Consider the following 26,727-nt stretch of genomic DNA (forward strand, 5'->3'; position numbering starts at 1 on the left):
ACCAATCAGTCGCACTGCGTGCATGCCCACAGGAATGAACTGCATCTCGGCGACTGAAACTGCAAGATCGACGCGGCGGGGGTGCCGCCAAGGAGACGTGTTCGCGGAGGAGGAGTGGCAATCCGGACCACGTGACGGTCCAGGGCGACGAAGATTGTTTCCGTGACGAGCGACAACACGCAGCGGGGGTGGTCCGCCCGAACCATCTGGGACCGGCGGTTCGACGCTCCGCTGCGCTCGTTCCTGCGTACCGAGACCGGCGGCGCGCGGGTGGTGCTGATCGCCGCGGTGGCAGCCCTCGTCTGGGCGAACCTCAGCGCATCGTCGTACGAGTCGGTCTGGAGCACTCCCTTCTCGGTCCGGCTCGGCGACTGGCAGGTGGCGCACGACATGCGCACCTGGATCAACAGCGGCCTGATGACGTTCTTCTTCCTGGTCGCGGGGCTGGAGTTGCGCCGCGAGTTCGACATCGGTGAGCTGCGGGAACGGCGTCGCCTGGCGTTGCCGATGCTGGCCGGGGTCGGCGGCATGCTCGTGCCGATCGCCATCTACCTCGCCATCAACGCCGGGCACACCACCGCGGCGGGCTGGGGTGCGGTGATGGCCACCGACACGGCGCTCGCGCTCGGCGCCCTCGCTGTCTTCGGGCCACGCTTCTCGGAACGGCTGCGGGGTTTCCTGCTGACCGTCGCCGTCGTCGACGACGTGGTGGCTATCGCGGTGCTGGCCATCGCGTACCCGCATCATCCCTCGCTGACGGCCCTGGTCGTCGCGGCGGCGATCTTCGGCGTGGTGCTGCTCGTCCGGGGCTGCGGGGTGCGGTTCGGGCCGGTCTACGCGCTGCTCGGGGTGGCGGCCTGGCTCGCCGTCTCGATGTCCGGTGTCGACCCGGTCGCTGTGGGCCTGGTGATGGGGTTGCTGACCTACGCCTACGATCCCGGCCGCGGCGACCTGCAGCGGGCCAGCGACCAGTTCCGCCTCTTTCGGGAACAGCCCACCCCGCAACTGGCCCGGATGGCCCGGGCCGGGCTCACCTCGGCGCTGTCGCCCAACGAGCGGTTGCAGACGCTGTACCACCCGTTGGCGAGCTACCTGGTGGTGCCACTGTTCGCGCTGGCCAACGCCGGCCTCGTGATCGACGGCGACCTGCTGGCCAGGGCGGTGACCTCCCCGGTCACGCTGGGGGTCGTGGTCGCGTACGTCGTCGGCAAGCCGGCCGGGATCGTGGCCACCGCGTGGTTGGTGACCCGGCTCAGTGGCAACCGGTTCCGGCCACCCGTCGGTTGGGTCGCGGTCGCGGGGGTCGGCACGATCTCCGGCATCGGGTTCACCGTCGCCCTCCTCATCGCCACCCACGCCCTGAGCGGCCCTGCCCTGGACGAGGCGAAGTTCGGCATCCTCGTGGCGACGCTCGGCGCGTCAGTCGTCACCTGGCTGGTGTTCCGGTCCGTCGGTCGACTCTCGCCGGCGCGGCGGACCCGCGCGCTGCTGGGCGTCACCGAGGGGATCATCGACCTGATGCTGCCGGTCGATGGGGACCGCGACCACATGCGGGGGGCGCTCGACGCGCCGGTGACGGTGGTGGAGTACGGCGATTTCGAGTGCCCCTACTGCGGGCAGGCCGAGCCGGTGGTCCGGGAGTTGTTGGCGGACTTCGCCAACGTCCGGTACGTCTGGCGGCACCTGCCGCTCACGGACGTCCACCCGCATGCCCAACTCGCCGCCGAGGCCGCCGAGGCGGCGGGGGAGCAGGGCGCGTTCTGGGAGATGCACGACCTGCTGCTCGATCACCAGGACGCTCTCGACCCCTCCGACGTGCTCGGCTACGCCGAACAGCTCGGCCTGGACCTGGACGGGTTCCGGGAGCACATGGTGAAGCGGATGGGCGTGGACCGGATCGCCGAGGACGTCGACTCGGCCGACCTCAGCGGTGTCACGGGCACCCCGACCTTCTTCATCAACGGCCGGCGGCACCACGGCGCGTACGACATGGCCGCGCTCTCGGCGGCGGTGAAGGCGGCGTTCGCGAGCGCGAAGCTCCGCCCCGAGTACCACCCTCGGGACCCCGGCCGCCGGGGGACCGGCCCGGCGAGCTGACCGTCCTGCGCGCGGTCGTCCCGGGCCAGGTGGTCGACGGGCGCCGTGGTCACCTGCCGGCCGTCGGCGGTGCCGCCACGATCCCGGGTACGGGTCGACGCCTCGCTGACCTTCCGGGAGTCGCGGCGTCGCCGCATCAATGGAACTGCCGCCGTGACCTCCGATCCGCCCCCGCCCTGCGGGGAGCGTCGCGGGGTGAGGAGGTGTTGTTCGGCGCCTTTGGAGCTGAATCGTTTGTGGCATCACCGTGGCACACAGGATCTGAATCGTTTGCGGCATCAGCTCCAAAGGCAGCGCCCATATAGCCCGCCCCCGTGCCGAGTTGGTGGGCGACGTTGACGAGACCGGACGCGACGCCGTCCGGGTCGTCGGGATGATGGAGACCGCCTGGCCGATTCCGATCACCAGGAAGGTCAGCAGCCGCCTGTCGATGTCCGAAGTGGAACAGCTGCGGAACGTGTTCGGGAATCACGATCGACTCGGACCCTTGACTCCGGAGAAACATCGGGCGACCATCTGACAACGTTGTCACAGACCCCCGCTACCTGACAACGTTGTCATGTCTGGAGGCAAGATGTCCGAGCCATCGCCGATTTCCCGGCGTACCTTCCTCTCTGCCGGCGCGACGCTGCTGGCGTCGGTCGGGGTGACCGCGGCCCTCCCGAACGCCCCCGCGTCCGCCGCCGCCGTGCCGCCGCCGACCGCCACCCCCACTGCCACCGACCTGGCCCGGTACCGCCCGGTGGCGGTCTCCTCGACCGACTACGCGCCGACGCCGGCCACCTTCGCGGTGGACGGCCTGCCGCAGGTCGGCGTCCGGGGGAGTGGATGGCGCGCCGCCAACGGCGATCCACAGTGGATCTCGGTGGACCTCCAGGCGCTGTGCCGGATCGAGGCAGTCTCCCTGGTCTTCGAGGCCACGCTCGACGACGGGCCGTTCGACGGCAACTACACCGACACCGACGGTGACGAGATCCTCTCCAGCGCCGCGACCGCGTACCGGATCGAGGTCTCCACCGACGGCCGTGCCTGGCGGTCGGTGTACGAGACCAGCGAGGGCCGGGGCGGCGCGCAGACCATCAAGCTGCCCGAGCCGGTCACCGCCAGGTGGATCCGGATGACCGCCACGAAGCGCTCGAACAGCAACCCGGTGGGCCTCAACGGCTTCCAGGTCTACGGCGTACCGCTGGCCGGCCGGCCGAAGGCCGAGGGCTGGACCAGTTGGGAGGGCGGCAACACCGGCCCGGCGCCCGAACTGACGGTCGCCGCCGACGGCACGGTGCCGTTGGAGTCGGGCTGGTCGTTGACGATGGACGACTTCGCCGGCACCGCCGACGGCGCCGAGCTCTCCCGCGCCGGCGTCGACGTCAGGTCCTGGCTGCCGGCGACGGTGCCCGGCACCGTGCTGGGCACCCTGGTCGAGCAGGGCCACCTGCCCGACCCGGTGGCCGGCTTCAACAACATGCGCATCCCGGAGGCGCTGTCCAGGCACACGTGGTGGTACCGGCGCGCGCTGCGGCTGCCGCGTGACCTGGACACCTCGGCCGGCCGACGGATCTGGCTGGAGTTCGACGGGATCAACCACGAGGCGACCGCCTGGGTCAACGGCGTGCAGGTCGGCAGCGTCAAGCACCCGTTCGCCAGAGCTGCCTTCGACATCACCGACGCGTTGGCCGGCCACAGTGGCGAGCACGTCCTCGCCGTCCGGGTCACCCCGATGCCGCACCCGGGCACCCCCGGCGACAAGGGCCCCGACGGTCGTACCTTCCTCCAGTCGGCCCACCACTACCTTGACGCGCCGACCTACCTGGCGGTGTCCGGGTGGGACTGGATGCCGGCCGTGCGCGACCGGGTCACCGGCCTCTGGGACCACGTCCGCCTGCGCAGCACCGGCGCGGTGGTCATCGGTGACCCGCACGTGCAGACCACGCTGCCGGACCTGCCGAAGACCGACACCGCCGAGGTCACCATCCGGGTGCCGGTCCGCAACGCGGCGACCAGCGCCACCACTGTCACCGTCCGCGCCGAGTTCGACAAGGTCCGCGTCGAGTCCACGGTGACGGTCCCCGCCGGTGGGAGCACCACAGTCACCTTCGCGCCGGAGCGCTTCCGTGCGCTGCGGCTGCGCAACCCCCGACTCTGGTGGCCCAACGGCTACGGCGACCCCCACCTGTACGACCTCACGCTCACCGCCACCGTAAAGCGCTCGGTCAGCGACCGGCGTGCGCTCCGCTTCGGTGTCCGCGAGTTCGCCTACGACTGGCACCAGCCGATCGTCATCTCGCCGCCCGGCAAGCCCGCCCTGGAGTTCGTCGACGGCGCGGCGACCCAGATGGTCACGTTCGACCGGCAGCAGGCTCGGCACGTGCGTATCCAGGCCGGCCAGCGCGCCACCGGCTGGGGCATCTCGATGTTCTCGCTGTCGGTGGCCGACGGCACCGGCCCGGATCTCGCCCTGCGCCGCGACGCCACCGCGTCGTCCTCGGAGAACGACGGCAACGGTCCCGGCAAGGCCGTCGACGGCGACGCGGCGACCCGCTGGGCCTCGCAGGCCGAGGACGACCAGTGGATCCAGGTTGACCTCGGCGCGGCGGTCGACTTCGACCGGGTCACCATCGTGTGGGAGCAGGCGTACGCGCTGGACTACCGCGTCCAGGTCTCCTCCGACGGGGACGCCTGGAGCGACGTGACGTCGGTCAGCAACGACACCCCGCTGGGCAGCCGCGCCACCCAGGTCGAGACGTTCGCCAGCCAGACCGCGCAGCACCTGCGCATCCAGACCGGCGCGCGGGTCACCTCGTGGGGCGTGTCCATGTGGGCGCTGTCGGTGCAGCGGCAGGCCGAGCCGGACGTCGACCTGGCGCTGCGCCGGACCGCCACCGCGTCGTCGTCCGACGGCGACTCCAACGGCCCGGACCGGGCCGTCGACGGCAACCCCCGGACCCGCTGGTCGTCACAGTTCGAGGACAACCAGTGGATCCAGGTCGACCTCGGCGCTCCGGTCAGCTTCGACCAGGTCACCATCGTCTGGGAGCAGGCGTACGCCCGCGACTTCGTCATCCAGGTCTCCGACGACGGGCAGCGCTGGACTGACGTCAAGGCGGTCAGCAACAAGATCACCGAGCTGAAGATCACGGTGAACGGCGTGCCGGTGTTCGCCCGGGGCGGCAACTGGGGCTGGGACGAGCTGCTGCGGCGGGTGCTGCCCGACCGGCTGGCCGACACGGTCGAGATGCACCGCGACATGAACTTCACGATGATCCGCAACTGGCTCGGCAGCAGCAACCGTGAGGAGCTGTACCAGGCCTGCGACGAGCAGGGCATCCTGGTGTGGAACGACTTCTGGCAGGCGGGCGGGTTCCTGCCCAACCCACCCGGCTACGTGGACATCGCCGCCGACACCATCCGGCGGTTCCGCCACCACCCGAGCATCGTCGTCTGGTGCGGCGCGAACGAGGGAGACCCGCCGCCGATCGTCGACGCCGGGCTCAAGCAGGCCGTCGCCACCGAGCACCCCGAGATCCTCTACATTCCCAACTCCGCCAGCGGCATCGTGAGCGGGCGTGGGCCGTACGGCTGGGTCGACCCGACGACATACACCGACAAGACGATCTACGAGGCGGACTCGTTCGGCTTCCACACCGAGATCGGCATGCCGGTGGTGTCGGTGGTCGAGAGCATGCGCAACCTCGTCGGGGACGCGCCGGAGTGGCCGATCGGCGAGGTGTGGAACTACCACGACTGGTCGACCATCGGTAACCAGCGTGTCGGTACGTACCAGGCGGCGATCGACGCGCGGCTCGGTGAGTCCGCCTCGCTCGACGAGTTCGCCACCCGGGCGCAGTTCGTCAACTACGAGAGCCACCGCGCCATGTTCGAGGCGTGGAACGCCAACCTGTGGCAGGACGCCACCGGTCTGCTGCTGTGGATGTCGCACCCGGCGTGGCACAGCACGGTCTGGCAGACCTACGACTACGACCTCGACGTGAACGGCGCCTACTACGGCGCCCGCAAGGGGTGCGAGCCGGTGCACGTCCAGGCCGACCCGGGCACCTGGCAGGTCCGGGTGGTCAACCACACCGCCGCCCCGCTGAGCGGGGTCACGGTGAGCGCCCGACGCTACGACCTGGGCGGCCGTTCGTTGGGTTCGCCCCAACGTCAGCGGGTGGACGTGGCCCGCTCGGATACCACGGCGGCCTTCGCGCTCGCCGCGCCGAACGGCGGCGGGCTGCACCTGGTGCGACTGGAGCTGCGGGACAGCCGGGACCGGCTGGTCGCGGAGAACACCTACTGGCGCTACGACAAGGCCGAGCAGTTGCGGGCGCTCAACGACCTGCCGAGCACCCGCCTGTCGACGTCGTCGAGCACCGTACGCGTCGTGGACGGGCGCAACACCGTCACGACGACGGTCCGCAACCAGGGTCGTACGGTCGCCGCCCTGGTGCGGCTCGCCGTGCGCGACAAGAGCGGTGAGCGGGTCCTGCCGGCCCGCTACGACGACAACTACTTCTGGCTCCTGCCGGGGGAGAGCCGTGAGGTGCGGATCTCCTGGCCGGCCCGGTCGGGCCTCGCCCGCCAGGTCACTGTGACCGCGCAGGCGTACAACTCCTAGGGGTACGCGGTGGGAAGCGGTGCCGTGCGGCTCCGCTTCCCACCGTCAGCCCGTGCGCGGCCACCTGATGCGGGTGTTTAGGTCCGTAACCGCACCTCGACTCGGGACCGAGATTCATGCTGGACGGGTGACACGGTCCGGTTCCACGTCCGGCGCGGTACGGGTCGCGTTCGCGTTCTGGATCACGCTCGTGGGCACCACGGTGCCGACGCCGCTCTACCCGCTCTACGAGTTGGAGTTCGGGTTCTCGTCGTTGACAGTGACAGTGGTCTACGCGCTGTACGCGCTCGGAGTCGTGGTCGGGCTGCTGGTCTTCGGTCGGCTCTCCGACCAGATCGGCCGACGCCCGGTCATCCTCATCGCGCTGCTGCTCTCGGTCGCCGCCGACGCCGTCTTCCTCGCCGCCGTGGACCTGGCGATGATCATCGTGGGCCGGATCCTCGCCGGGTTGTCCGCCGCGCTGATCATCGGTACGGCGACAGCGGCGCTGGCTGAGCTGATCGACCCTCGGCACCCGAAGCGTGCCGCCACCGTGTCGATCTTCGCGAACCTGGGTGGCCTGGCCACCGGCACCCTGCTGTCCGGGATCGTGTCGGACGTGGCACCCGATCCGCTCCGGCTGCCCTGGGTGATCGTGCTGGTCCTGGCGGTGGTCGCGATCATCGCGCTGCGCGGAGTGCCGGAGACGGTCCGAAAACGTTCGCCGGTGACCCTGCGGGTGCAGCGGTTGCACGTGCCGGCCACCATCCGCGGTGCCTTCATCCGCTCGGCGATCACCGCCGGTGCGGGCTTCGCCGCGCTCGGGGTGCTCACGTCGGTGAGCGGGCTGTTCCTCGGCATGGTCCTGCACGAGACCTCACACACCCTGGCCGCGCTGGTGGTCTTCGTGGCGTTCACCGGTGCGGCGTTCGGCCAACTGCTGACCCGCGTGCTCTCCTCGCGTGCTGCACTGGCCAGCGCCTGCGCCGGCCTGGTGGTGGGGGCGGGCCTGCTGGCGTTCAGCATGTGGATGGCGTTGCTGGCGACCCTGCTCATCAGCGCGGCGATCATCGGGGTCGCGTCCGGGGTGGCGGTCGGCGACGGCATCGCGACGATCACGATGAAGACCGAGCCGCAGCACCGGGCCGAGGCGGTGTCGACCTTCTTCGCCATCCTGTTCGCCATGCTCGGTGTGCCGGCAGTCGCGGTCGGTCTGCTGATCCAGACGATCGGTCTGCGCCCGGCCGGCGAGGTCTTCAGCGCGGTGGTGGCGGTGCTCGCGCTGGTCGTCCTGCTCAGCCTGGTCAGGGGCGGCCGGACCCGGCCCGCGAGCTGATCGCCGGCCGGTTCGTTCCGGGTGCCTCGTCAGCCATTCGCTGAGGTCTTGCGGCGGTCATCGTATACAACATACGCTCCACCTGGTCCGGCCGGACGGCACCGGTCCCGACGTTCGTACCGCAGATCCCAGTGAGGTGCTGTCATGACGTTCACCACCCGACCCACGTTGCAGGGCACCTTCGGCATGGTGTCCTCCACCCACTGGCTCGCCAGTCAGTCGGCGATGGGCATCCTGGAACGCGGGGGTAACGCCTTCGACGCGGCGGTCACCGCCGGGTTCGTCCTGCACGTGGTCGAGCCGCACCTGAACGGGCCCGGCGGCGAGGTGCCGGCCATCGTGGCCACCGCACGGGACCCCCGACCGAAGGTGCTGTGCGGGCAGGGGCCAGCCCCGGCCGGCGCGACCATCGCGCACTTCCGGTCCCTCGGCATGGACCTCATCCCGGGTGCCGGGCCGCTGGCGGCGGCAGTACCCGGTGCGGTGGACGCCTGGCTCCTGCTGCTGCGCGAACACGGCACGCTCACGCTCGCCGAGGTGCTGGAGCCGGCGATCGGCTACGCCGCCGCCGGGCACCCGCTGGTGGGCCGGGTCGGTGACACCGTGGCGGCCGTGCGGTCGTTGTTCGAGGAACACTGGCCCACCTCCGCCGCGCTCTGGCTGCGCGGCGGCCGACCGCCCACCGCGGGGGAGCTGGTCACCAACCCGGCGTACGCGGACACCCTGCGCCGACTCGTCGAGGCGGGACGGGCGGCCGGTGCCGACCGGGAGGCCCAGATCGAGGCCGCCCGCCGGGCCTGGAGCACGGGTTTCGTCGCCGAGGCGATCGACGCGTTCAGCCGGCGACCGTTCCAGGACTCCAGTGGACGCCCGCACGCCGGGCTGGTCACCGGCGACGACCTGGCCGCGTACTCGGCGAGCTGGGAGCCGCCCGCCACCCTCGACTGGCAGGGCTACTCGGTGGCGAAGACCGGTTTCTGGGGTCAGGGCCCGGTGCTGCTGGAGTCGCTGGCCACCCTTGACGCGCTCGACGACCCGGGCGCGTACGACTCGGCGACCGCCGCGGGTGTGCACGCCCAGGTCGAGGCGCTCAAGCTCGCCTTCGCCGACCGGGAGGCCTGGTACGGCGACGGGGCCGACGTGCCCGCCAAGGCGCTGCTCTCACCGCAGTACGCGCGGGAGCGGGCCGCCCTGATCGGCGATCGCGCGTCGGCGGAGTTGCGGCCGGGCCGCCCGGACGGGGCGCAGCCGCGCCTGCCCGCCCACGTCCGACCGGCTGCCGGGCGGCGAGGCGACCCGACGGACGCCACGACGGGCGAGCCGACAGTGCAGTCGGACGGGGTGACCCGGGGCGACACCTGTCACGTGGACGTGGTCGACAGGTGGGGCAACATGATCTCGGCTACCCCCAGTGGCGGCTGGTTGCAGAGTTCCCCGACGATTCCGGAGCTGGGCTTTCCGCTGGGCAGCAGGTTGCAGATGTTCTGGCTGGAGGAGGGGCTCGCCTCGTCGCTGGCGCCGGGCCGCCGCCCGCGTACGACGTTGAGCCCGACGATGGTGCACCGCGACGGTGAGCCGGTGCTGGCCTGCGGCACCCCCGGTGGCGACCAGCAGGACCAGTGGCAGTTGCCGTTCCTGGTGCGGCACCTCGTCGGTGGGCAGAGCCTTCAGGAAGCCATCGACGCGCCGGCGTGGCACACCGTCAGCCTGCCCGGCTCGTTCTATCCCCGCGACATGGAGCCCGGTGTCCTGGTGGTGGAGGACCGGCTCGACGAGGGTGTGCTGGCGGCGCTGCGGGCGTACGGGCACGAGGTGCGGGTCACCGACGGGTGGAGCCTCGGTCGGCTCTGCGCGGTGACCCGTGACCCGGCGACGGGAGTGCTGGCGGCCGGTGCGAACCCGCGGGGGATGCAGGGCTACGCGTGCGGCCGGTAGCGGGTGCCGCAGCCGCGTGCCCGTCAGCGGGCGCCGTAGCCGCCTTCGGCGTTCTCGTACGCGGCGGCGGATGCCGCTTCGAGGTGGTCGAGCGCGGCCCGCTCGGCGCGGTCACCGTCGCCCGACTCGATGGCGTCGACGAGTTGGATGTGCTCGGCCCACGAGTGTGGCGCTCGCTCGGCCGCTCCGAGCCGGAAGACCCACTGGACATGGAGGTAGAGCGACTTGGCGATCGACGACAGCCAGGGGTTTCCGCTGATCTTGAGGATGCGCAGGTGCAGCGTGCTGTTCAGCTCGGCGACCCGGGCCAGGTCGTGGCGCTGGGTCGCCTCGCGGCCCTGGTCGAGCAGGGCGCGCAGGGACGCCACGTCGGCCGCTGTGGCCCGCTCGGCGGCCAGCCGGGCGGCCAGCGCCTCCAGTCGCTCGCGCACGACGAACATGTCGGTGATGGTCCCGCTGCTCGGTGAGGCGACGACCGCTCCACGGCGGGGGAGGATCACGACGAACCCCTCCGCCTCGGCGACGCGCAGCGCCTCCCGGACGGGGTTGCGGGAGACGCCGAAGTCCTCGGCGAGCCGGTCCTCGGTCAGCCGTTCCCCGGGCAGGTAGTCGCCGTCGATGATGGCGGTCCGCAGCGCGGCGAGGACCTGATCGCGGAGCGGCAGGTGTTGCGCGCCGAGCTTGTCCCGTAGGTCTTCAGCCACCTTGTCGCCTCTCCGTGAACGTGTCCGCACAAAGTGTATACGAAGAACAATTACCGGAAGGCGGCCGACAGTGTCGAGCACAGCGCCCCGCGTCACCCGCCCCCACGTCACCCCGCCCCGGGACGAGCGCCTGCTGCGGCGACGGCACGCGCTCGTCGTCGTCCTCACCTTCCTCACCGGGAGCGCCGACGCTCTTGGCTTCCTCGCCCTCGGCGGCGCCTTCGCCAGCGTGATGACAGGCAACATGGTCCTGCTCGGGCTCTCGGCCGGCAGAGGTGAAGCCGACCTGGCTCTGACGTCGGGCTGCGCCATCGTCAGCTTCATCGTCGGTGTCCTCGCCGGCGCCCGCGTCGTCGGCTCGGCGCAGCCCGACGATCCGGTCTGGCCCCGGCGGGTCACCTGGGCGCTGGTCCTGGAGCTGTCGGTGTTCGTGGTGTTCGCCGTCGTCTGGGAGGTCACCCTGCACACCCCCGACGCGGGTGTCCACCTGGCGCTGCTGATGCTGTCCGCTGTCGCGCTGGGCGTGCAGAGCAGTGCGATCCAACGCTTCGGCGTGTCCGGCCTGTCCTCCACGTACCTGACCGGCACGCTCACCAGCCTGATCGCCGGGGTCGCCGCGCGCAGCCCGTGGACCAGCCTGCGTCCCAAGGCCCAGGTGCTGCTGGCCCTCATGGTCGGCGCGGCGGTCGGCGCCCTTGTCGCCCTGCACCTGCCGGTCGTCGCCCCGGCCCTGCTGATCGTGCCGCTGGTGCTCGTCATCGCCGTGTCCGCGCGGATGCGGGCCTGAGCCGCAGACGCCGTGAGTGCGGGCCTGAGCGTCAGACGCCGCGAGCGAACAGGGCCAGGCGTACCCGGTTGGGGCTGTCGGTCTTGGTCATCAGGCTGGTGATGTGGGTCTTGACCGTGGTGACACCGATGTGGAGCTGGTCGGCGATCTCGGTGTTGGACAGTCCCTCGGCGACCAGGTCGAGCACGTCCCGTTCCCGGGCGGTCAGGCCCGGCAGAGCCGGTGGCGACCCCGGGCGGGCGTGCACCGCGCGCTGCACGAGGCGGCGCAGCACCTCAGGGCTGAACGGGCTGTCACCGACGGCGGCCCGGCGGATGCCGTCCAGCAACTCGGTCGGGGGCGCGTCCTTGAGCAGGAACCCGCACGCTCCGGCGGTCAGCGCGGGGTAGAGGTGCTCGTCGTCGCCGAACGTGGTCAGCACGAGGATGCGGGTGGCGGGGCGTTCGGCGAGGATCCGGCTGGTCGCGGTGATCCCGTCGATGCCGGGCATCCGCAGGTCCATCACGACGACGTCGGGGAGGAGCCGCCCGGCCAGCGGGATCGCCTCGCGGCCGTTGTCGGCCTCCCCGACGACCTCGATGTCGGGTTGAGCATCGCAGAGCATGCGCAGCCCGGCCCGGATGAGGTGCTGGTCGTCGACCAGCAGCACCCGGATCACGCCGGCTCCGCCGCGGGCGATCCGGCCGGGGCCTCCCGCTCGCGGGGCACCGACCCGACCGGCGCGTCAGTGGACGCGGCGGCCACTGCCGGAAGGACGGTACGCACCCGCCACCCGGTGCCGGTCCGGCCCGCCTCCAGCCGGCCACCGAGGACCTCGACACGCTCGCGCATCCCGGTGATGCCGTGCCCGCCACCGGCCGGCACGGCCGCCGGCCCCCCGCCGCGCCCGTTGTCGGTGACCTCCCAGTGCACGGAGCCGTCCCGGACGGCGACCACGAGATGCGCGACCGCTGAGGCCCCCGCGTGTTTGGCCACGTTCGTCAGCGCCTCCTGCGTCAGTCGCAGCACCGCCATGCCGCGCACCGCGTCGAGTGAACCGATCGCCGGGTCGAGGTCGGCCTCCACAATGACACCCGCCTGCCGGGCCCGATCCATTGACGCGCCGATCGCCGCCGGCAGCGCGGACGGGTCGATAGCGGTCAGCGCCGCGTCGCCGCGTACCCCGTCGGGGTTGCGCAGCACCGCGACCAGCCGGCGCAGCTCCGCGAGGGCCGAGGTGCCGGTGCCGTGCACGTCGTCGAAGACCTCGCCCACCCGGGGGTCGAGGTCGGTGAGCACGTGCCGGGCCACGCCGACCCGCAGGACCATCGACGCCACATGGTGCGCCACGACGTCGTGCAGCTCGCGGGCGATGGCGCTGCGTTCGTCGGCGCGAGCCGCGCGGCTCTCCGACTCGTGCTGGCGTTGCTCGGCCAGGGCCCGCTCCACGGCCTGCCGGCCCAACTCCCGGTTGGTGCGGATGACCAGGCCGAGTAGGACCGGCACGCCGACCTCCACGGCGAGCCCGACGACCCCGGAGGCGAACCGGCGCGGCGGGTCGCCGATCGAGTCGGTCAGGTCGACCACGGCAAGCAGCACGGCGGCCAGCCAGATGGGCCGCGCGTGGCGCGCACGCATGGTGACCTCGAGCAGCGCCCAGCTGGCACCAACCTGGTTGATGGTGAGGTCGTCGACCAGGCTGATCGCGACCGCCAGCAGGGCGGCCTGTGCCACCAGGTTCAGCACCGGCAACCGGTGCGCCACCAGCGCCACGGCGAATGCGAGCAGTGCGAGGATCCACTGTGCCGTGGTGGGCGTGCTGTTGGAGTGCGGGACGAAGAACAGGTAACACACCCCGGCGAGGTCGAGCAGCACCATTCGCACGAGCGCGTCCCGCATGTCGAACAGTCGCCCCGGCCAGCTCACGGTCGTCAGCCTAGGTGCTGTGAGCCGGTGGCGGCGGCCGCCGACCGCCGCCACCGGGTCCGGACCGCTAGGTACGCGGCCAGGCCGAGCGGCCCGAGCAGGATGGTCAGCACCAGCACCGGAGCCATCACCAGCGCCGGCACCCCCCGTTCCCGGCTGTCCAACCACGCCCACCGCCCGACGAACAGATCGAACGCGATCATGTGCGCCCAGCCCGCCGCCGCACCGTCGGAGGTACCCAGCAGGTCCCGCACCCCGGCCAGGGTCGGCGACGCCACGGCCGGCAGCACCTCGCCGAACGCCGGGAGCACCAGCAGCGCGTAGATCACCACGACCGGCAGCACGATCAGCGGCGAGGCGATGATCCGGGCGGTCCACGACCAGCGCGGCAACAGGATCATCAGTGCCCAGAACGGCGCGGCCACCGCAAACGTCAGGGAGAACAGCGTCGCGGTCACGCCGCCAGCACCAGTTCCGGGCGACGTCGGCGGGCCAGCACCACGCCGGTCACGCTCGCCGCGGTCGCGACCACCAGTGCCGCGACCGCGGCGAGGGTGCCCGCGTCCGGCCGCAGCAGCGGCTGTCCGCGCAGCGCCTGCCACGTCAACAACACAGTGAGTACGCCGTACGCGCCACCCGCGACGACAAGCAGCCGGACGCGGGTGCGCTCGTCCAATCGCGTCGCGAACCGGCTCAGCAGGATCGCCAGGATCGGCAACGCCTGGAGGGCGTGCAGCCCCACGAAGTGCCCGATCCGCAGGTCGCCGCCGGTGGTGCTCCAGCCAACGATCGCCAACCCCGGCCCTCCGTCGGGCACGCCGACGCTGTGCGCCCCACCGATGCCCTCGATCCCCGGGTCCTGCATCGGCAGCGCCATCGGCACCGCCGCGAGCATGCCCAGCAGGGACAGGCCGAGCCCCCAGCCGACGGCGGTCGCGGCCACCCGATCGGGAATCCGCTGGATCAGGACCACGATCCCGATGACGAGGTGCGCGAAGAACAGCACCATGATGGCCGCGCCCATCACCGCGAACAGCGCGGTGTTCAGGGGGGTGCTGTCGTTGAAGTGGCTGGCCTGCCCGCGTATCACCTGACCGACTATCCACGCGTTTTCGACGACCGCCACCGCGACGATGATGACGACCGCCGTCTCGACGGCCCGGCTGCGTCGCGGCAGCAGGGAGAGCATCCAGGCGAGCGTCGCGCCGTACAGCACGAACGACACCGCGAACTTGAATGGCTTGAGCCAGATCGGCGCCCCGGTGAGGACGCGCGGGTCGACGAGGATGCCGACGACGGCGACGACGCCGAGCACCGCCATCACGGATACCAGGAACACCAGTGGGCGGTTCCAGCGCGTCGCCCGGCGCAGAACTGTTGTCATGTCTGTAGATGCTCGTGGCCGCGTATGCCGATCGCATCCGACCTCGAGCCCCGGTTGCGGCCGGTGGTCGGAGCGGTCCTCCTCCCCTGGTAGGAGACGAAACCCGTCGAAGCCGCTCGGTGGTGCTGGCACAATTGCCGGCCTGCCGACCGGACGGGGAGTGACGATGCCGACCAACATGGACCGTGTCCAACCGAACGAGACCACGGTGCCGCTGCTGCACTGCCCAGCCCCGGAGGAGACCCTGGCGTTCTGGCGGGCGCTCGGGTTCGAGGTGACCTACGAGCAGACCAGGCCGTACGTGTACCTGGCGTTTCGGTGGAGCGGGTTCGACCTGCACTACGGCCCGGCACCGAAGGATCTCGACCCGGCGAAGGAGCAGTCCGGCGGGTGCCTGGTGATGGTGGACGCGGTGGGGCCGTACCACGCGGCGTTCGCCGAGGCGATGCGCCGCAGCTACGGCAAGGTGCTGGTCAAGGGCCTGCCGCGGATGACCCGCTACCGCGCCGGGTCGTTGCGGTTCAGCATCGTCGACCCGTCGGGCAACTCCATCGTCTTCATTCAGCGCGACGAACCGGACGACGTGGAGTACGGCGGGTCGAAGGAGCTCGACGGACTGGCCCGGGTGCTCGACAACGCGCGGATCCTGCGCGAGTTCAAGATGGACGACCGGGCGGCCTACCGGGCCCTCGACTCGGGGATGCGCCGTCGCGCCGAGGACACCCCGGTGGTCGAGCAGGCGATGGCGCTGGCCGGCCTGATCGAGTTGGCCACCGCGTTGGACAAGGCCGACCGGGTGCCCGAGTGGGGCGCCCGACTCCAGGCGCTGTCGCTGACTCCGGAGCAGCGGACACAGGTAGGGCAGTACGTGGCCGACCCCACCCTCCTCGAACCGTGGTGGCCCGCCCCGCGCTGACCCCGGACCTCGCCGCGTCCAGCCTCAGCGATGGTGTTGTCGCCCGAATCAGTCAGGGCCGCACGTCGGTGTCGTCGTCGAGGACCTTTTCCGCCAGCCGCTCCGGGAACATGCGACGCACGCTCGCGGAGTATTCGCTCCCGTCGCCGGGCTGCGTGACGCGATCGCCGTCCACCCGGACAGGTACGGAGACTCCGGAGACCTCCCCGACCCCCGGTGCTGCTTCGCAGTGCGCCCAGGCGAACGACGAAGAACCGTCTCGCCCCAGCAGCCGAACCTGGCAGGTGCCTGGTCCGCCCAGCAACTCGGCGGGGAGGAGCGTTGCGAGACGCGCCTCCTCAGCCTGCACCTCGGCCGCGTCCCGGTCGGGGAGCGCGTACGGCGGCTCGGAACAGCCGGTGAGCAGCCCGATCGCCAGACCGACCCAGACGGCGTGGTGGCGAATCACCAGTGCAGCATCCCATCCGGTGGTTCTGACACGCCATCACCGTCGGTTTGCGGACCGAGCGCCCGGTGCGCTGTGGCGGAAGAGCGCCACAGTCGCCCGTTCGTCTCGTCATTTCGCAAATCGACATGGAATTACCGCTTTAGGGTAACTACGACCAACCCGCCTAGCTGCTCCGATAGCTTTCGAAGGAGAGGAAAACTCGTATTCCTCCCTTCGGGTGCACAAGGAGTCAGTGATGAAGCGCAGTGTCGCGCTCGCGGCAGCCCTCCTCGCAGGTCTGACCAGCATCGGATCGATCCCCGGGGCCGCCTTCGCCGATGGCGGTGGCCCCGGGTACCACGACGACCGCAAGGGGGGTGATCACCACGAGGGCGCTGTCTTCGTCCAGACCAACAAGGCCGAGGGCAACACCATCAAGGTGTACGACCGCGACGAGGACGGCCGTCTCACCAAGGCGGGCGAGTACGAGACCGGAGGGCTGGGCGGCTTCACCATCGGCGCGCCGCTCGACGCGCTGGCCTCGCAGGGCTCCCTGACGTACCACCGTGGGCTGCTGTTCGCCGTGAACGCCGGCAGCAACACCGTGACGGTCTTCCGCGTCGAGGGCACCAGGCTGCACAAGCTCCAGGTCATCTGGTCCGGCGGTCTGCTGCCGGTCAGCGTCGCGGCCCGTGGCGACCTCGTCTACGTCCTCAACGCCGGCGGCGAGGGCTCGGTGCAGGGCTTCGAGCTGCACAAGGGGCGCCTGTCACGGATCGAGGACGCCAACCGGTCGCTCGGGCTGCACAACGGCAACCCTCCCGCGTTCGGGACCGCCCCGGCCCAGGTCAAGATCGACCCGGACAGCGAGTTCGTCCTGGTGTCGACGAAGGCCGCCAACGTCATGTTCAGCTACGAGATCGGTCGCAACGGCAAGCTGTCCCGCAACCCCGTCGTCAGCGACGCGGGCAACGCCCCGTTCGGCTTCACCTTCGACACCGATGACTCGTTGCTGGTCACCGAGTCGGGCGCGAACGCGGTCAGCCGGTTCGAGCTGGAGGACGACGGCGCGCTCGACCAGGTCGGCCCGTCGGTGCCCAACGGGCAGCAGGCGACGTGCTGGATCCAGCGTGTCGGCGACTACTTCTTCGTCGCCAACGCCGGCAGCTCCACCATCAGTTCCTACCGGGTCGACGACGACGGCAAGCTCGAACTCGTCAAGAACGTCGCCGCCGACACCAACGGTGGGTCGATCGACATGACCACCAGCGACGGCTTCCTGTACGTGCAGAACGCCACCGCCGGCAACGTGCAGGGCTACAAGGTGCACGAGGACGGGTCCCTGAATCTCGTCACCACTGTGGAGGGTCTGCCCACGTTCGCCGACGGCATCGGCATGGAGGGCATCGCCGCCTCCTGAGCGCACCACCCGCTGGTCCCGGTCGTCCGTCGACCGGGACCAGCTTCGTCTGGTGGGTCGCGTCGTCGTGCTGCGCCAGCGGGTCGAGACTAGGAGGCCAACCGTTCGCGCGCGGTGCGCGTCGGCCGGGGGAGTTCGGCGCTGCCGTCCGACGTGTTGATCTCCGACCAGACGGCGTCGAGGGAGAGTCCGAGGACGTCGGCGATCGCCGCGATGGTCGGGAAGGCGGGGGTGGCTATCCGGCCGGACTCGATCTTTCGAAGGGTCTCTGGCGAGACGCCCGCGTCCAGCGCGGTGAGGAGCATCGAACGCTCTCCACGGGCCCGACGCAGGAGCGCGCCGAGGCGCTGTCCGCGTTCGAGCTCTTCGGGAGTGAGCGGCAACCTGACCATGCCCCGATTCTAGTACCGGGATAATATGGCCGGGATACTTATTGGTTGCCAGAGGAAGGCGCTGCATGATCGAGATCCTGAGCCCCACCGACGTGCTGCGAGCGAAGGACACCGGCGCGTTGGTCGCCAGCATCCTGCGGACGCTGAAGAGCCGCTGCGTGGTCGGCACCAACCTCCTGGACATCGACCGGTGGGCGCAGGCCATGATCACCGAGGCCGGGGCGCAGTCCTGCTACGTCGACTATGAGCCGTCCTTCGGGCGTGGGCCGTTCGGCCACTACATCTGCACGTCGGTGAATGACGCCGTACTGCACGGGTTGCCGCACGACTACCCACTCGCCGACGGGGACCTGCTCTCGCTCGACCTCGCCGTCTCCCACCGTGGAGTCGTCGCGGACTCGGCCATCAGCTTCATCGTGGGCGACGTGCGGCCCCCGGAGAGCGTCGCGCTGATCGACGCGACCGAGCGCGCGTTGCAGGCGGGGATCGCCGCCGCCGGCCCCGGCGTTCCCATCGGTGACATCTCCCACGCGATCGGCTCGGTTCTCACGGCGGCGGGATACTCGGTCAACACGGAGTTCGGCGGTCACGGCGTCGGATCGACGATGCACCAGGACCCGCACGTCTCCAACACCGGGCGTCCCGGTCGCGGCTACCGGCTACGCCCGGGACTGCTGCTGGCGCTGGAGCCCTGGGTGATGGCGGACACCGCCACGCTGGTCACCGATGCCGACGGCTGGACCCTCCGTAGTGCGACGGGCTGCCGGACGGCGCACAGCGAGCACACCATCGCGATCACCGACGACGGTGCCGAGGTGCTGACCCGGCCGGCGCCCTGACCGACGGCCCGGCGGTCGACCCGCACCCACGGTGGGCGATTAACCGGCCGGCCGAGGGGCAGGTCTCTGTGTGGCACCCCTGCGGGTCGCGTTCAGAATGAACCGATCGGTCATATTTTCCGTGATGACGGTCAGGGTCACCCACCAGAGTCGCGGAGGCACGATGTCAACGGTTCGAACTGGTCCGGTCATCGGACTGCTCGCGCAGATCGGCCTGCTGGCCCTGCTGGCGGAGACGGTCGGTCTGGGCGCGGCGGGCTGGTTGGCGGGGCTGGCGTACGGGGTGGTCCTGTGCGCCCTGCTGAGCCGCGGGATGTCCCGCTCGGGCGCGGGTGCGCTCAGCCCGGCCGACCGGGTGACACTGAGTCGGGCGATCCTCGTCGGCGGCGTGACGGCCCTGGCCGCCGACTCGTTCGGCCGGTCGGCGCCGGTCACCCTGATGGTCGTCCTCACCAGCGTGGCGTTGGCCCTCGACGCCGTCGACGGGTACACGGCCCGCCGTACCGGAACCACCAGCGAGCTCGGCGCGCGCTTCGACATGGAGATCGACTCAGTCCTGGTCCTTGTGCTCTGCCTGCACGTGGCCCCCGCGGTGGGTGGCTGGGTGCTCGTGATCGGCGCGATGCGCTACCTCTACGGCGCCGCGACCTGGGTGTTGGAGTGGATGCGGGGATCCGCGCCGCCGCGTTACTGGAGCAAGGTCGTCGCCGCGATCCAGGGCGTCGTGTTGACGGTGGCGATGGCCGACGTGCTGCCCGCGCCGCTGACGACAATGGTGCTGGTGCTGTCGGTGGCGCTGCTGGTCGAGTCGTTCGGACGGGACGTGACCTGGCTCTGGACGACCCGGCACCGCCGCCGCGCCGTCACCCACGCCACCCCGGCCGCGACGGTCCACGCGGGCAGCTCGGCGAGCCACAGTGCCCCGAGCGCCGCGACCGCGCTGGGCTCGGGCCGGCCGGACGGGCTGCCCTGGTCGGACCGCCCCACGGTCACCGTCGCCCGACGCGGGACCGCCCGCGTCTGAGCCTCCCGGATGCCGCGCTCAACAAAGATCATGGAAGGATGCCCGGGTTGTCGCTCTTGACGCGCGTACGTCAGCTGCCAAGCCAGGGACGGAGGGCGATGGACGTCGAGGTCTCGGACGGCACCGCCGACGGCACGGAGTTCGAGGAGCGGCCGAAACGCTCCATCGCCGCCCGGCTGACGACCGTGCTGGCCGCGCTGCTCGTGCTGCTCGTCCTCACCGTGCCGTACGACTACGGCCGGCTCAGCCCGGCGGCGTTCGCGCGGATCCCCCTGGAGGCGCTACTGGTCGTGGCCCTCCTGCTCGCCCTACCGTCTCGTGGCAGCCGGATGGTCGCGACGCTCGCCGGCGTGGCTCTCGGCCTGCTCGGCCTGTTGAAGCTGCTCGACCTGGGATTCACCGCGTCGCTGAGCCGGGCGTTCGACCCGGTGCTCGACTGGGCTCTCCTCGACGAGGGGTTCGCCTTCCTCAGCGAGTCGTACGGCCGGCCCGCCGCCATCGGTGCCGCGGTCGCCCTGGCGGTGGTGGTCGTGGTCCTGCCGATACTTGTCACGCTGTCGATGCGGCGACTGCGGGGGGTGGTGGTCCGGCACCGCACGGGGACCACCCGGGTCGTTGCCGCGCTGGTGGTCGTCTGGGTGGCCTGCGCCGCGTTCAACGTGCGGGTGGTCGAGGGCGTACCGGTCGCCGACACCTCCGCGACCACCCTGGCCAACGGTCACGGCTTCCAGGTGCGCCTGCGCCTCGACGACCGCGAGACGTTCGGCGCCCTGATCGAGGCCGACACGTTCGGCGACACCCCGGGCGACCAGCTTCTGACCGCGCTGCGCGGCAAGAACGTGGTCGTCGCCTTCGTGGAGAGCTACGGCCGGGACGCCGTCGAGGACCCGGAGTTCGCGCCGTGGGTAGGTGCGGTCCTCGACGGCGGCACCAGTCAGCTGAGCGCGGCGGGTTTCGCCGCGCAGAGCGGCTTCCTCACCTCGCCGACCTTCGGTGGCGGCAGTTGGCTCGCGCACGACACGCTGCTCTCCGGCCTCTGGATCGACAACGACCAGCGCCACCGCACCCTGCTGGCCAGTGACCGGATGACCCTCAACCGCGCCTTCCAACGCGCGAACTGGCAGACCGTGGGCGTGATGCCCGCCGTCACCAAGCCGTGGCCGGAGGGCTCCTTCTTCGGCTACGACCGGTTCTACGACGCCAGGACGCTCGCGTACCGAGGCCCGAAGTTCAGCTTCGGCACCCCGCCCGACCAGTACACCCTGGCCAGCTGGCAGCGCCTGGAGCAGGCGAAGCGCGACGGCAACGTGATGACCGAGCTGGCGCTGGTGTCGAGTCACGCGCCCTGGACGCCCGTCCCGCCGCTGCTCGACTGGGCCGACGTCGGCGACGGCGCGGTCTACCGTGGGGCCGGCGCGGGCAGGTCCGACGACAAGCGCCGCAACACCGCCCAGATCCGGGCGGACTACCGAAAGTCCATCGAGTACACCCTCGGCGCGCTCATCTCCTACGTGCGGACCTACGGAGACGACGACCTGGTGTTCATCGTCCTCGGTGACCACCAGCCCGCCGCGGTCGTCACCGGCGAGAACGCCAGCCACGACGTGCCGATCTCGATCATCACCCGGGACCGGGCAGTGCTGGACCGGATCTCCGGGTGGGGCTGGCAGGACGGCCTGAAGCCCGGGCCGCAGGCGCCGGTCTGGCGGATGGACACCTTCCGGGACCGGTTCCTGACCGCCTTCGGACCGTGACCCGGCCACCTCTCTCACGGACTGGACCCAGACAGATGACGGCTAGCACCGACACCAGGATCGCCGCGCTCCGGAGCGACCCGGCCCTGTCCCTGCTGCACCGGTCGCTGGACGTCTACTACGGCGACCCCGAGCGGGACGCGAGGATGGACGCCTTCTACTCCCGTTTCGTCAACGGCGGGGACCTCGTCTTCGACATCGGCTCCCACGTGGGCGATCACATCGCCAGCTTCCGTCGCCTCGGTGCCCGGGTCGTCGCTGTGGAACCGCAGCCGTTGTGTCTGCGCGCCCTGCGGGCGATCTACGCCGACGACGACCGGGTGACAGTGGTCGACGCGGCGTGTGGCGCGCTCCCCGGGCGTACCCGGTTGCACGTCAACTCCGCCAACCCCACAGTGTCCACCGCCTCACCGGATTTCGTCCTCGCGGCGGAGGGCGCGGGCGGGTGGGAGGGCCAGGTGTGGGACACCGACATCGAGGTGGCGGTGGTCACCGTCGACGCGCTGATCGAGACGTACGGCGTGCCGGCCTTCACCAAGATCGACGTTGAGGGCTTCGAGGACGAGGTGCTGGCCGGCCTGAGTCGCCCGCTGCCCGCGCTGTCGTTCGAGTTCACCACCATCGCGCGTGCGGTCGCCGACCGGTGTCTCGATCGCCTGACCGCGCTGGGTTTCGACGGCTTCGACATCGCGGTGGGCGACGACAAGTCGATGACCTTCCAACGGTGGATGTCCGCGACCGACCTGGCGACGCACCTGCACGACCTGCCGCACGCCGCGAACTCCGGCGACGTGTACTGCGTGTCCGGAAACCAGGCGGTCACCACCGACTGATCGGGCGCTGGCGGTGGCGCGGACCAGCGCGGGATGATCGACGTTCGTCTCGACGTCGAGCCGCGCCACGCGATCGCGGGGAAGAGGGCCGATGACCCCGACACAGCTGCGCGCGTACGTCGCCGTGGTCCGGCTGGGCTCGGTCAAACAGGCCGCCGCGGAGCTTCAGGTCTCCGAGTCGGCGGTGTCGCTGCACATCGCCCAACTGCGCAAGGAGTTCGGCGACAAGCTCTTCGCCCGGACGGCGGCGGGCCTCGCGTTCACAGCGGGTGGGCTGCGGCTGGCCAGTCGGGCGGCGGAACTGCTGGGCCTGCAGGACCGCACCATCCTGGAGGTCAGCGCCGCGACGCGCGGCCGACGGATGCTGCGGGTCGCGGCGTCGAGCCTGTTCGCGGAGTTCGCCGCGCCGGGCCTGATCGAACTCTTCGCGAAGCGCGCCGCCGACCTCGACGTCGAGTTGAGCGTGCGCAACCCGGGGGCGTTCGAGTCGCTGCTGTTGACCCGCGCCGCGGACATCGCGATCGGGCCGCAACCATCGGTCGTCGACAGCGCGATCGACTGCCGGCCGGTGATGAACTACCGGCTCGTGATCGCCGTCGGTCCGGAGCATCCACTGGCCGGCATGGCGGCGTCACCGGGGCAGCTGCGGGAGCAGACCTGGCTGCTCGGGCCGTCGGCCGCCACCGAGTGGGGCGCGGTCCCGGCGCTGCTGCGCCGGCTCGCCGTGCCGGACGAGCGGCAGCAGTTGTTCCAGAGCCACGCGGCCGCGCTGGGGGAGGCCAAGCGGGGCAGGGGGGTGGCACCGGCCCTCGCGTTCACCGTCGCGCCGGACATCCGTCAGGGCCAGCTCGGGCAGGTGCTGGGGCCGCACGCGACGATGGAGGCGGTGTGGCATGCCCAGGTGCTCGCCACCCCCGGTTCGATGTCGGCCGCCGAGGAGCTGTCGCGCTTCTCGTCGACGCCGAGGGCGATTCAGGCGATGATGCGCGGCGCGGGTGTCAGCGTCGGCCATTTCCGGCCGTCGGTGCACGTGACGCTCTGGAGCTGACGGGCGACGACAAGCAGGTCCTGGAAGGTGCCGGCCGGCAGCATCCGGTCGCAGTAGGGAAGTGCGGCGGCCATCCCGCCGACGCGAGGGGCGAAGCCGGGCGCGCCGGCTCGGGGATTCAACCAGAGGATCCGGTACGCGCGGCGGCTCAGACGGGCCATCACCGCTGCCAGGTCGGCGGGCGGATCGCTGTCCCACCCGTCCGACCCGATCACCACCACTGCCCCGCGTGCGGCCTCCGCGTGGTGGGAGGTGAGCAGGGCGCGCAGGTTCGTGGCGATCCGGGTGCCCCCGTACCGGTCGGTCACGGCGGCGCTGGCCTGTGCGACCGCCTCTGCCGCCGAGGTGTGCCGGAGCACCACTGTGAGCCGGGTCAGCGTCGTGGCGAACGCGAACACCTCCGCGTCGGCGACTACCGCGAACGCCCGCATCAGATGCAGGTACGCGGTGGCCTGCGCCCGCATCGACTCGCTGACGTCACAGAGCAGCACGACCCGGCGTGGCCGCCGTACCGGGCGCGCGCGGACGACCTCTATCGGCTCCCAGCCGGTGCGCCGGGACCGGGCGATGGTGGCCCGCAACGCGATCCGGGCACCGGCCGGGCCGACGGTGTGCCGCCGGGTGCGTCGGGTCGGCCAGCCGGCGACGGCCGCGCGCAGGGCGTCGCCGAGTTGCGTGACCTGAGCGGCGTCGAGTTCGTCGAACGGACGGTCGGCGAGCCCGGTGTGGGCGCTCGGGCGCCGCTCGGGCAGTCGCAGCGGGGTGTCGTGTTCGGGGGTCTCGGCGACCGCCGGCGGCAGTGTCGCCCAGGGCAGGCCGACGCCCGGCCCCGCGTCGTCGGTGTCGGCCGGCACCCGGACGTACACGTCGTCGGAACTGTCGGCCGGGGGCGCGGACCGCTGCGGTCGGGGCAACGGTGGTGGGTCCGCGAAGACCGCCGCGAAGATCCGGTCGAACGCGGGCACGTCGGTGTGCCGTCGCACCAGGCTGATCCGGGCGGTCCAGTAGAGCGACGACATCGAGTCGGGCGGGCTGGCGGCGAGCGCACGGACGAAGTCGTCGACGGCGGTTAGCCCGGCCGGAACCCCGCCCCGACGCAGCCGGCTGGCGAGAGCCACCGCGAACGCGGCCCGGTCGACGCCGCGCAGCACCCCCTGGCTCACCGGCGCGCGACCAGCCAGGCGATCACCGCGCCGACCGCGACCAGACCGACGACCACCGGTACGAGGCGCTTGGTGACCGACCCGCCGGCGATGCTGAGCAGGTCGAGCGCCTCCGGCTCGGCGGTCGGCGCGACACGGACGGCATCGCCCGACGGCCCGACATCCGACGGCCCGACATCCGACGGCCCGACATCCGACGGCCCGACATCCGACGGCGCGATGCCCGACGGCGCGGGCGGCGCGGCGGGCGTGGCCGCCACGGGTTGGGCGTGCGGATGCGGGGCCGGCGGTTCGGCGGCGAGCTTGGCCTCCAGGTTCGCGACGAACTGGGCCAGCAGCTTGCCCGACACCTCCTTGATCATGCCGCTGCCGAACTGGGCCAGTTTGCCGGAGATCTTCAGGTCGGTGTCCACACTGACCAGCGTCCGGTCGCCGTCCGGCCGCAAATGGGCGGTGACCAGCGCGGATGCGGTGCCGGTCGAGCGGGCGTCACGGCCCTTCGCATCTATCACCCCGCGGTAGGCGGCGTCGTCCTTCTCGACGAAGCGGGCGGTGCCCGCGAACTCCGAGACGACCGGTCCGACCTTGACCCGCACCCGGCCCTGGTAGACGTCGCCGTCGACGTCGGTCAGCTGGGCGCCCGGCAGGCACGGCGCGAGCCCTTCCAGGTCGGTGAGCACCGCCCAGGCCCGGTCGATCGGAACGGTGACCGCGAACTCGTTGGTGATCTTCATGGTGGACTCTCCTGGTAGGCGCCGAGCGCGGCGGCGACCACGGCGCGGTCGTCGGGGGTCTTGGCGATGGTGCCGATGGTCTGCGCGACACCGTCGGCGGCCAGGTCGGTGACACCCAGCACGGACAGCGCGCCCACCCAGTCGATGGTCTCCGCCATGCCGGGCGCCTTCTCCAACTCCCGGTGGCGTACGCCGCCGACGAACTGCACTGCCGTCTGGATCAGCGGCCCGGCCGCGTCCGGTACGGCCCGGCGGACGATCTCCACGGCGCGGGCCGGTTCGGGGTACTCGATCCAGTGGTAGAGGCAGCGGCGGCGCAGCGCGTCGTGCAACTCCCGGCTGCGGTTGGAGGTGAGCACCACGACCGGTGGCGTCCGCGCGGTGAAGGTGCCGAGTTCGGGGATTGTGATGCCGGCCTCGCCGAGGAACTCGAACAGCAGCGCCTCGAACTCGTCGTCGGCCCGGTCGATCTCGTCGATCAGCAGCACCGGCGGGACGGGCCCCCGGTGGCGTACGGCCCGCAGGATCGGCCGTTCCTGAAGGTACTCGGCGCTGAACAGGTCCGCGTCGGTGAGCCGAGTGTGGTGCGCCTCGGCGAGCCGGATCGCCAACAGTTGCCGCTGGTAGTTCCACTCGTAGAGCGCCTCGCCCGCGGTGAGCCCCTCGTAGCACTGCAACCGGATCAGCGGTGTCTCCAACGCGAGGGCCAACGCCTTCGCGGCGGTGGTCTTGCCGACCCCCGGCTCGCCCTCCAGCAGCAGCGGCCGACCGAGGCGCAAGGCCAGGAACAGGGCCATCGCCATGCCGTCGTCGACCAGGTAGTCGACGGCGTCGAGGCGGTGCCGGACGGCCTGGGCGTCCTTCATGCCTCGCCCGCCAGCAGGCGCTCGTAGTCGGCCCGGGTGTCCACGTCGATCGGCACCGGCCCGTCGACTGTCACCTCGGTCACCGGGTGACGCCCGGAGTGCAGGAGCTTCCAGACGGCCTTGTCGCCGTGCAGGTCGTACAGCTCGGGCAGGACTTCACGGCCGAAGCGGAAGGGATGGCCCAGGCCGTCCGCATACCGGCACACGGCCAGCGGGGTGTCCGCCGCGGCGACCCGGCGGACGTCCGCGACGCGGACGCCGGGCTGGTCACCGAGGAGCAGCACGAGGGCGTCGGCGCGCGGGTCCACCGCACGCGCGGCGGTGCGCACCGACGACCCGCAGCCGGTGCTGAACGCCGGGTTCCGCACGACCTGGCAGCCGGTCAGGTCCACCCGGTCGCGGATGTCGCCCGCCGCGCCGCCCAGTGTGACGAGCAACTGGTCGAAGCCGCACGCGCGGGCCAGGTCGAGGGTGGCGTCGAGCAACGTCCGCCCCCGGTACGGGAGCAGTTGCTTGGCCTCGCCGAGCCGCACCGACGCTCCAGCGGCGAGCACCACGCCGGTCAGGAACAC

22 protein-coding genes and 1 pseudogene are annotated in these 26,727 nt (G+C 71.4%); 12 read left to right on the forward strand and 11 right to left on the reverse strand.

Features of this window, described 5'->3' with window-relative positions:
* The first annotated feature begins 162 nt into the window (after positions 1-162).
* The 4 genes from nhaA to ACLQ3F_RS27145 all read left to right on the forward strand — a co-directional run bounded on the left by nhaA (position 163) and on the right by ACLQ3F_RS27145 (position 9,959).
* Positions 163-2,097 (forward strand): Na+/H+ antiporter NhaA, encoded by a 1,935-nt coding sequence (gene nhaA / locus ACLQ3F_RS27130; protein ID WP_425852207.1) that lies wholly within the window; start codon positions 163-165, stop codon positions 2,095-2,097.
* A 574-nt stretch (positions 2,098-2,671) separates the two neighbouring features.
* On the forward strand, positions 2,672-6,709 hold the full coding sequence (locus ACLQ3F_RS27135) for a discoidin domain-containing protein (RefSeq protein ID WP_425852208.1): 4,038 nt from the start codon (positions 2,672-2,674) through the stop codon (positions 6,707-6,709).
* A 127-nt stretch (positions 6,710-6,836) separates the two neighbouring features.
* Positions 6,837-8,024 carry an MFS transporter gene (locus ACLQ3F_RS27140; protein WP_425852210.1) on the forward strand — a complete coding sequence of 396 codons (1,188 nt, stop codon included), beginning with the start codon at positions 6,837-6,839 and terminating at the stop codon, positions 8,022-8,024.
* A 144-nt stretch (positions 8,025-8,168) separates the two neighbouring features.
* A complete protein-coding gene (locus ACLQ3F_RS27145) occupies positions 8,169-9,959 on the forward strand; it encodes a gamma-glutamyltransferase family protein (RefSeq protein WP_425852213.1) in 1,791 nt (596 codons plus the stop codon).
* A gap of 23 nt (positions 9,960-9,982) precedes the next feature.
* On the opposite strand, the gene ACLQ3F_RS27150 is transcribed toward ACLQ3F_RS27145, so the two are convergent.
* Complete coding sequence (locus tag ACLQ3F_RS27150) at positions 9,983-10,663, reverse strand: GntR family transcriptional regulator (RefSeq protein ID WP_425852215.1); 681 nt, start codon at positions 10,661-10,663, stop codon at positions 9,983-9,985.
* 70 nt (positions 10,664-10,733) lie between these two features.
* Here ACLQ3F_RS27150 and ACLQ3F_RS27155 point away from each other — a divergent pair, with 70 nt between their 5' ends.
* The gene (locus ACLQ3F_RS27155) at positions 10,734-11,450 is read left to right on the forward strand and encodes a YoaK family protein (protein ID WP_357234521.1); all 717 of its coding nucleotides are present in this window, start codon (positions 10,734-10,736) and stop codon (positions 11,448-11,450) included.
* 31 nt (positions 11,451-11,481) lie between these two features.
* Here ACLQ3F_RS27155 and ACLQ3F_RS27160 read toward each other — a convergent pair whose 3' ends face one another.
* Genes ACLQ3F_RS27160 through ACLQ3F_RS27175 form a run of 4 tightly spaced genes read right to left on the reverse strand, consistent with a single transcriptional unit; the run spans position 11,482 to position 14,739 of the window.
* Entirely contained in the window at positions 11,482-12,108 is a 627-nt protein-coding gene (locus ACLQ3F_RS27160) for a response regulator transcription factor (RefSeq protein ID WP_425852217.1), read from the reverse strand.
* A complete protein-coding gene (locus ACLQ3F_RS27165; protein WP_425852219.1) occupies positions 12,105-13,355 on the reverse strand; it encodes a sensor histidine kinase in 1,251 nt (416 codons plus the stop codon). Before ACLQ3F_RS27165 ends, ACLQ3F_RS27160 begins: the two co-directional genes overlap by 4 nt.
* A 5-nt stretch (positions 13,356-13,360) precedes the next feature.
* Positions 13,361-13,813: an ABA4-like family protein gene (locus ACLQ3F_RS27170; RefSeq protein WP_425852220.1), complete on the reverse strand. Its 453-nt coding sequence runs from the start codon at positions 13,811-13,813 to the stop codon at positions 13,361-13,363.
* On the reverse strand, positions 13,810-14,739 hold the full coding sequence (locus ACLQ3F_RS27175) for a hypothetical protein (RefSeq protein ID WP_425852221.1): 930 nt from the start codon (positions 14,737-14,739) through the stop codon (positions 13,810-13,812). Before ACLQ3F_RS27175 ends, ACLQ3F_RS27170 begins: the two co-directional genes overlap by 4 nt.
* A 166-nt stretch (positions 14,740-14,905) precedes the next feature.
* Here ACLQ3F_RS27175 and ACLQ3F_RS27180 point away from each other — a divergent pair, with 166 nt between their 5' ends.
* Positions 14,906-15,655, forward strand: a complete 750-nt coding sequence (locus tag ACLQ3F_RS27180) for a glyoxalase (protein WP_425852222.1) — start codon at positions 14,906-14,908, stop codon at positions 15,653-15,655.
* Positions 15,656-15,707: 52 nt separating this feature from the next.
* Here the strand turns inward: ACLQ3F_RS27180 and ACLQ3F_RS27185 are convergent, their stop codons facing one another.
* Positions 15,708-16,103, reverse strand: a complete 396-nt coding sequence (locus ACLQ3F_RS27185) for a hypothetical protein (protein WP_425852224.1) — start codon at positions 16,101-16,103, stop codon at positions 15,708-15,710.
* 235 nt (positions 16,104-16,338) lie between these two features.
* On the opposite strand from ACLQ3F_RS27185, the gene ACLQ3F_RS27190 reads away from it, so the two are divergent.
* On the forward strand, positions 16,339-17,502 hold the full coding sequence (locus tag ACLQ3F_RS27190; protein WP_425852225.1) for a lactonase family protein: 1,164 nt from the start codon (positions 16,339-16,341) through the stop codon (positions 17,500-17,502).
* Positions 17,503-17,591: 89 nt separating this feature from the next.
* Here the strand turns inward: ACLQ3F_RS27190 and ACLQ3F_RS27195 are convergent, their stop codons facing one another.
* Positions 17,592-17,894 carry a helix-turn-helix domain-containing protein gene (locus ACLQ3F_RS27195; protein WP_210785397.1) on the reverse strand — a complete coding sequence of 101 codons (303 nt, stop codon included), beginning with the start codon at positions 17,892-17,894 and terminating at the stop codon, positions 17,592-17,594.
* Positions 17,895-17,959: 65 nt separating this feature from the next.
* On the opposite strand from ACLQ3F_RS27195, the gene map reads away from it, so the two are divergent.
* The 5 genes and pseudogenes from map (at position 17,960) to ACLQ3F_RS27220 (ending at position 23,392) form a co-directional block, all read left to right on the forward strand.
* Positions 17,960-18,733 (forward strand): type I methionyl aminopeptidase, encoded by a 774-nt coding sequence (gene map, locus ACLQ3F_RS27200; protein WP_425852228.1) that lies wholly within the window; start codon positions 17,960-17,962, stop codon positions 18,731-18,733.
* Between the two features lie 163 nt (positions 18,734-18,896).
* Positions 18,897-19,601, forward strand: a pseudogene (locus ACLQ3F_RS27205) (CDP-alcohol phosphatidyltransferase family protein); the annotation flags it as partial.
* 254 nt (positions 19,602-19,855) lie between these two features.
* Entirely contained in the window at positions 19,856-21,511 is a 1,656-nt protein-coding gene (locus ACLQ3F_RS27210; RefSeq protein WP_425852230.1) for a sulfatase-like hydrolase/transferase, read from the forward strand.
* Between the two features lie 35 nt (positions 21,512-21,546).
* Positions 21,547-22,344, forward strand: a complete 798-nt coding sequence (locus ACLQ3F_RS27215; protein ID WP_425852232.1) for an FkbM family methyltransferase — start codon at positions 21,547-21,549, stop codon at positions 22,342-22,344.
* Between the two features lie 91 nt (positions 22,345-22,435).
* On the forward strand, positions 22,436-23,392 hold the full coding sequence (locus ACLQ3F_RS27220; protein WP_355006540.1) for a LysR family transcriptional regulator: 957 nt from the start codon (positions 22,436-22,438) through the stop codon (positions 23,390-23,392).
* Here ACLQ3F_RS27220 and ACLQ3F_RS27225 read toward each other — a convergent pair.
* The 4 genes from ACLQ3F_RS27225 to ACLQ3F_RS27240 are packed head-to-tail and all read right to left on the reverse strand — an operon-like array spanning position 23,317 to position 26,727.
* Positions 23,317-24,555: a vWA domain-containing protein gene (locus ACLQ3F_RS27225; protein ID WP_425852234.1), complete on the reverse strand. Its 1,239-nt coding sequence runs from the start codon at positions 24,553-24,555 to the stop codon at positions 23,317-23,319. The two genes, ACLQ3F_RS27220 and ACLQ3F_RS27225, sit on opposite strands and share 76 nt — an antisense overlap.
* The gene (locus ACLQ3F_RS27230; protein ID WP_425852236.1) at positions 24,552-25,289 is read right to left on the reverse strand and encodes an SRPBCC family protein; all 738 of its coding nucleotides are present in this window, start codon (positions 25,287-25,289) and stop codon (positions 24,552-24,554) included. The genes ACLQ3F_RS27225 and ACLQ3F_RS27230 overlap by 4 nt, the downstream gene beginning before the upstream one ends.
* The gene (locus tag ACLQ3F_RS27235; RefSeq protein ID WP_425852238.1) at positions 25,286-26,155 is read right to left on the reverse strand and encodes an AAA family ATPase; all 870 of its coding nucleotides are present in this window, start codon (positions 26,153-26,155) and stop codon (positions 25,286-25,288) included. Before ACLQ3F_RS27235 ends, ACLQ3F_RS27230 begins: the two co-directional genes overlap by 4 nt.
* The gene (locus ACLQ3F_RS27240; protein WP_425852240.1) at positions 26,152-26,727 is read right to left on the reverse strand and encodes a nucleotidyltransferase family protein; all 576 of its coding nucleotides are present in this window, start codon (positions 26,725-26,727) and stop codon (positions 26,152-26,154) included. The genes ACLQ3F_RS27235 and ACLQ3F_RS27240 overlap by 4 nt, the downstream gene beginning before the upstream one ends.

This window comes from Micromonospora sp. DT15 (genome assembly GCF_049841475.1).
Classification (GTDB): domain Bacteria; phylum Actinomycetota; class Actinomycetes; order Mycobacteriales; family Micromonosporaceae; genus Micromonospora.

Coding starts and splice junctions, on each gene's coding strand:
- ACLQ3F_RS27220 (WP_355006540.1), top strand. CDS start 22,436: ATGACCCCGACACAGCTGCGCGCGTACGTCGCCGTGGTCCGGCTGGGC.
- ACLQ3F_RS27235 (WP_425852238.1), bottom strand. CDS start 26,155: ATGAAGGACGCCCAGGCCGTCCGGCACCGCCTCGACGCCGTCGACTAC.
- ACLQ3F_RS27190 (WP_425852225.1), top strand. CDS start 16,339: ATGAAGCGCAGTGTCGCGCTCGCGGCAGCCCTCCTCGCAGGTCTGACC.
- ACLQ3F_RS27145 (WP_425852213.1), top strand. CDS start 8,169: ATGACGTTCACCACCCGACCCACGTTGCAGGGCACCTTCGGCATGGTG.
- ACLQ3F_RS27230 (WP_425852236.1), bottom strand. CDS start 25,289: ATGAAGATCACCAACGAGTTCGCGGTCACCGTTCCGATCGACCGGGCC.
- ACLQ3F_RS27180 (WP_425852222.1), top strand. CDS start 14,906: ATGCCGACCAACATGGACCGTGTCCAACCGAACGAGACCACGGTGCCG.
- ACLQ3F_RS27135 (WP_425852208.1), top strand. CDS start 2,672: ATGTCCGAGCCATCGCCGATTTCCCGGCGTACCTTCCTCTCTGCCGGC.
- map (WP_425852228.1), top strand. CDS start 17,960: ATGATCGAGATCCTGAGCCCCACCGACGTGCTGCGAGCGAAGGACACC.
- ACLQ3F_RS27215 (WP_425852232.1), top strand. CDS start 21,547: ATGACGGCTAGCACCGACACCAGGATCGCCGCGCTCCGGAGCGACCCG.
- ACLQ3F_RS27210 (WP_425852230.1), top strand. CDS start 19,856: ATGGACGTCGAGGTCTCGGACGGCACCGCCGACGGCACGGAGTTCGAG.
- ACLQ3F_RS27175 (WP_425852221.1), bottom strand. CDS start 14,739: ATGACAACAGTTCTGCGCCGGGCGACGCGCTGGAACCGCCCACTGGTG.
- ACLQ3F_RS27195 (WP_210785397.1), bottom strand. CDS start 17,894: ATGGTCAGGTTGCCGCTCACTCCCGAAGAGCTCGAACGCGGACAGCGC.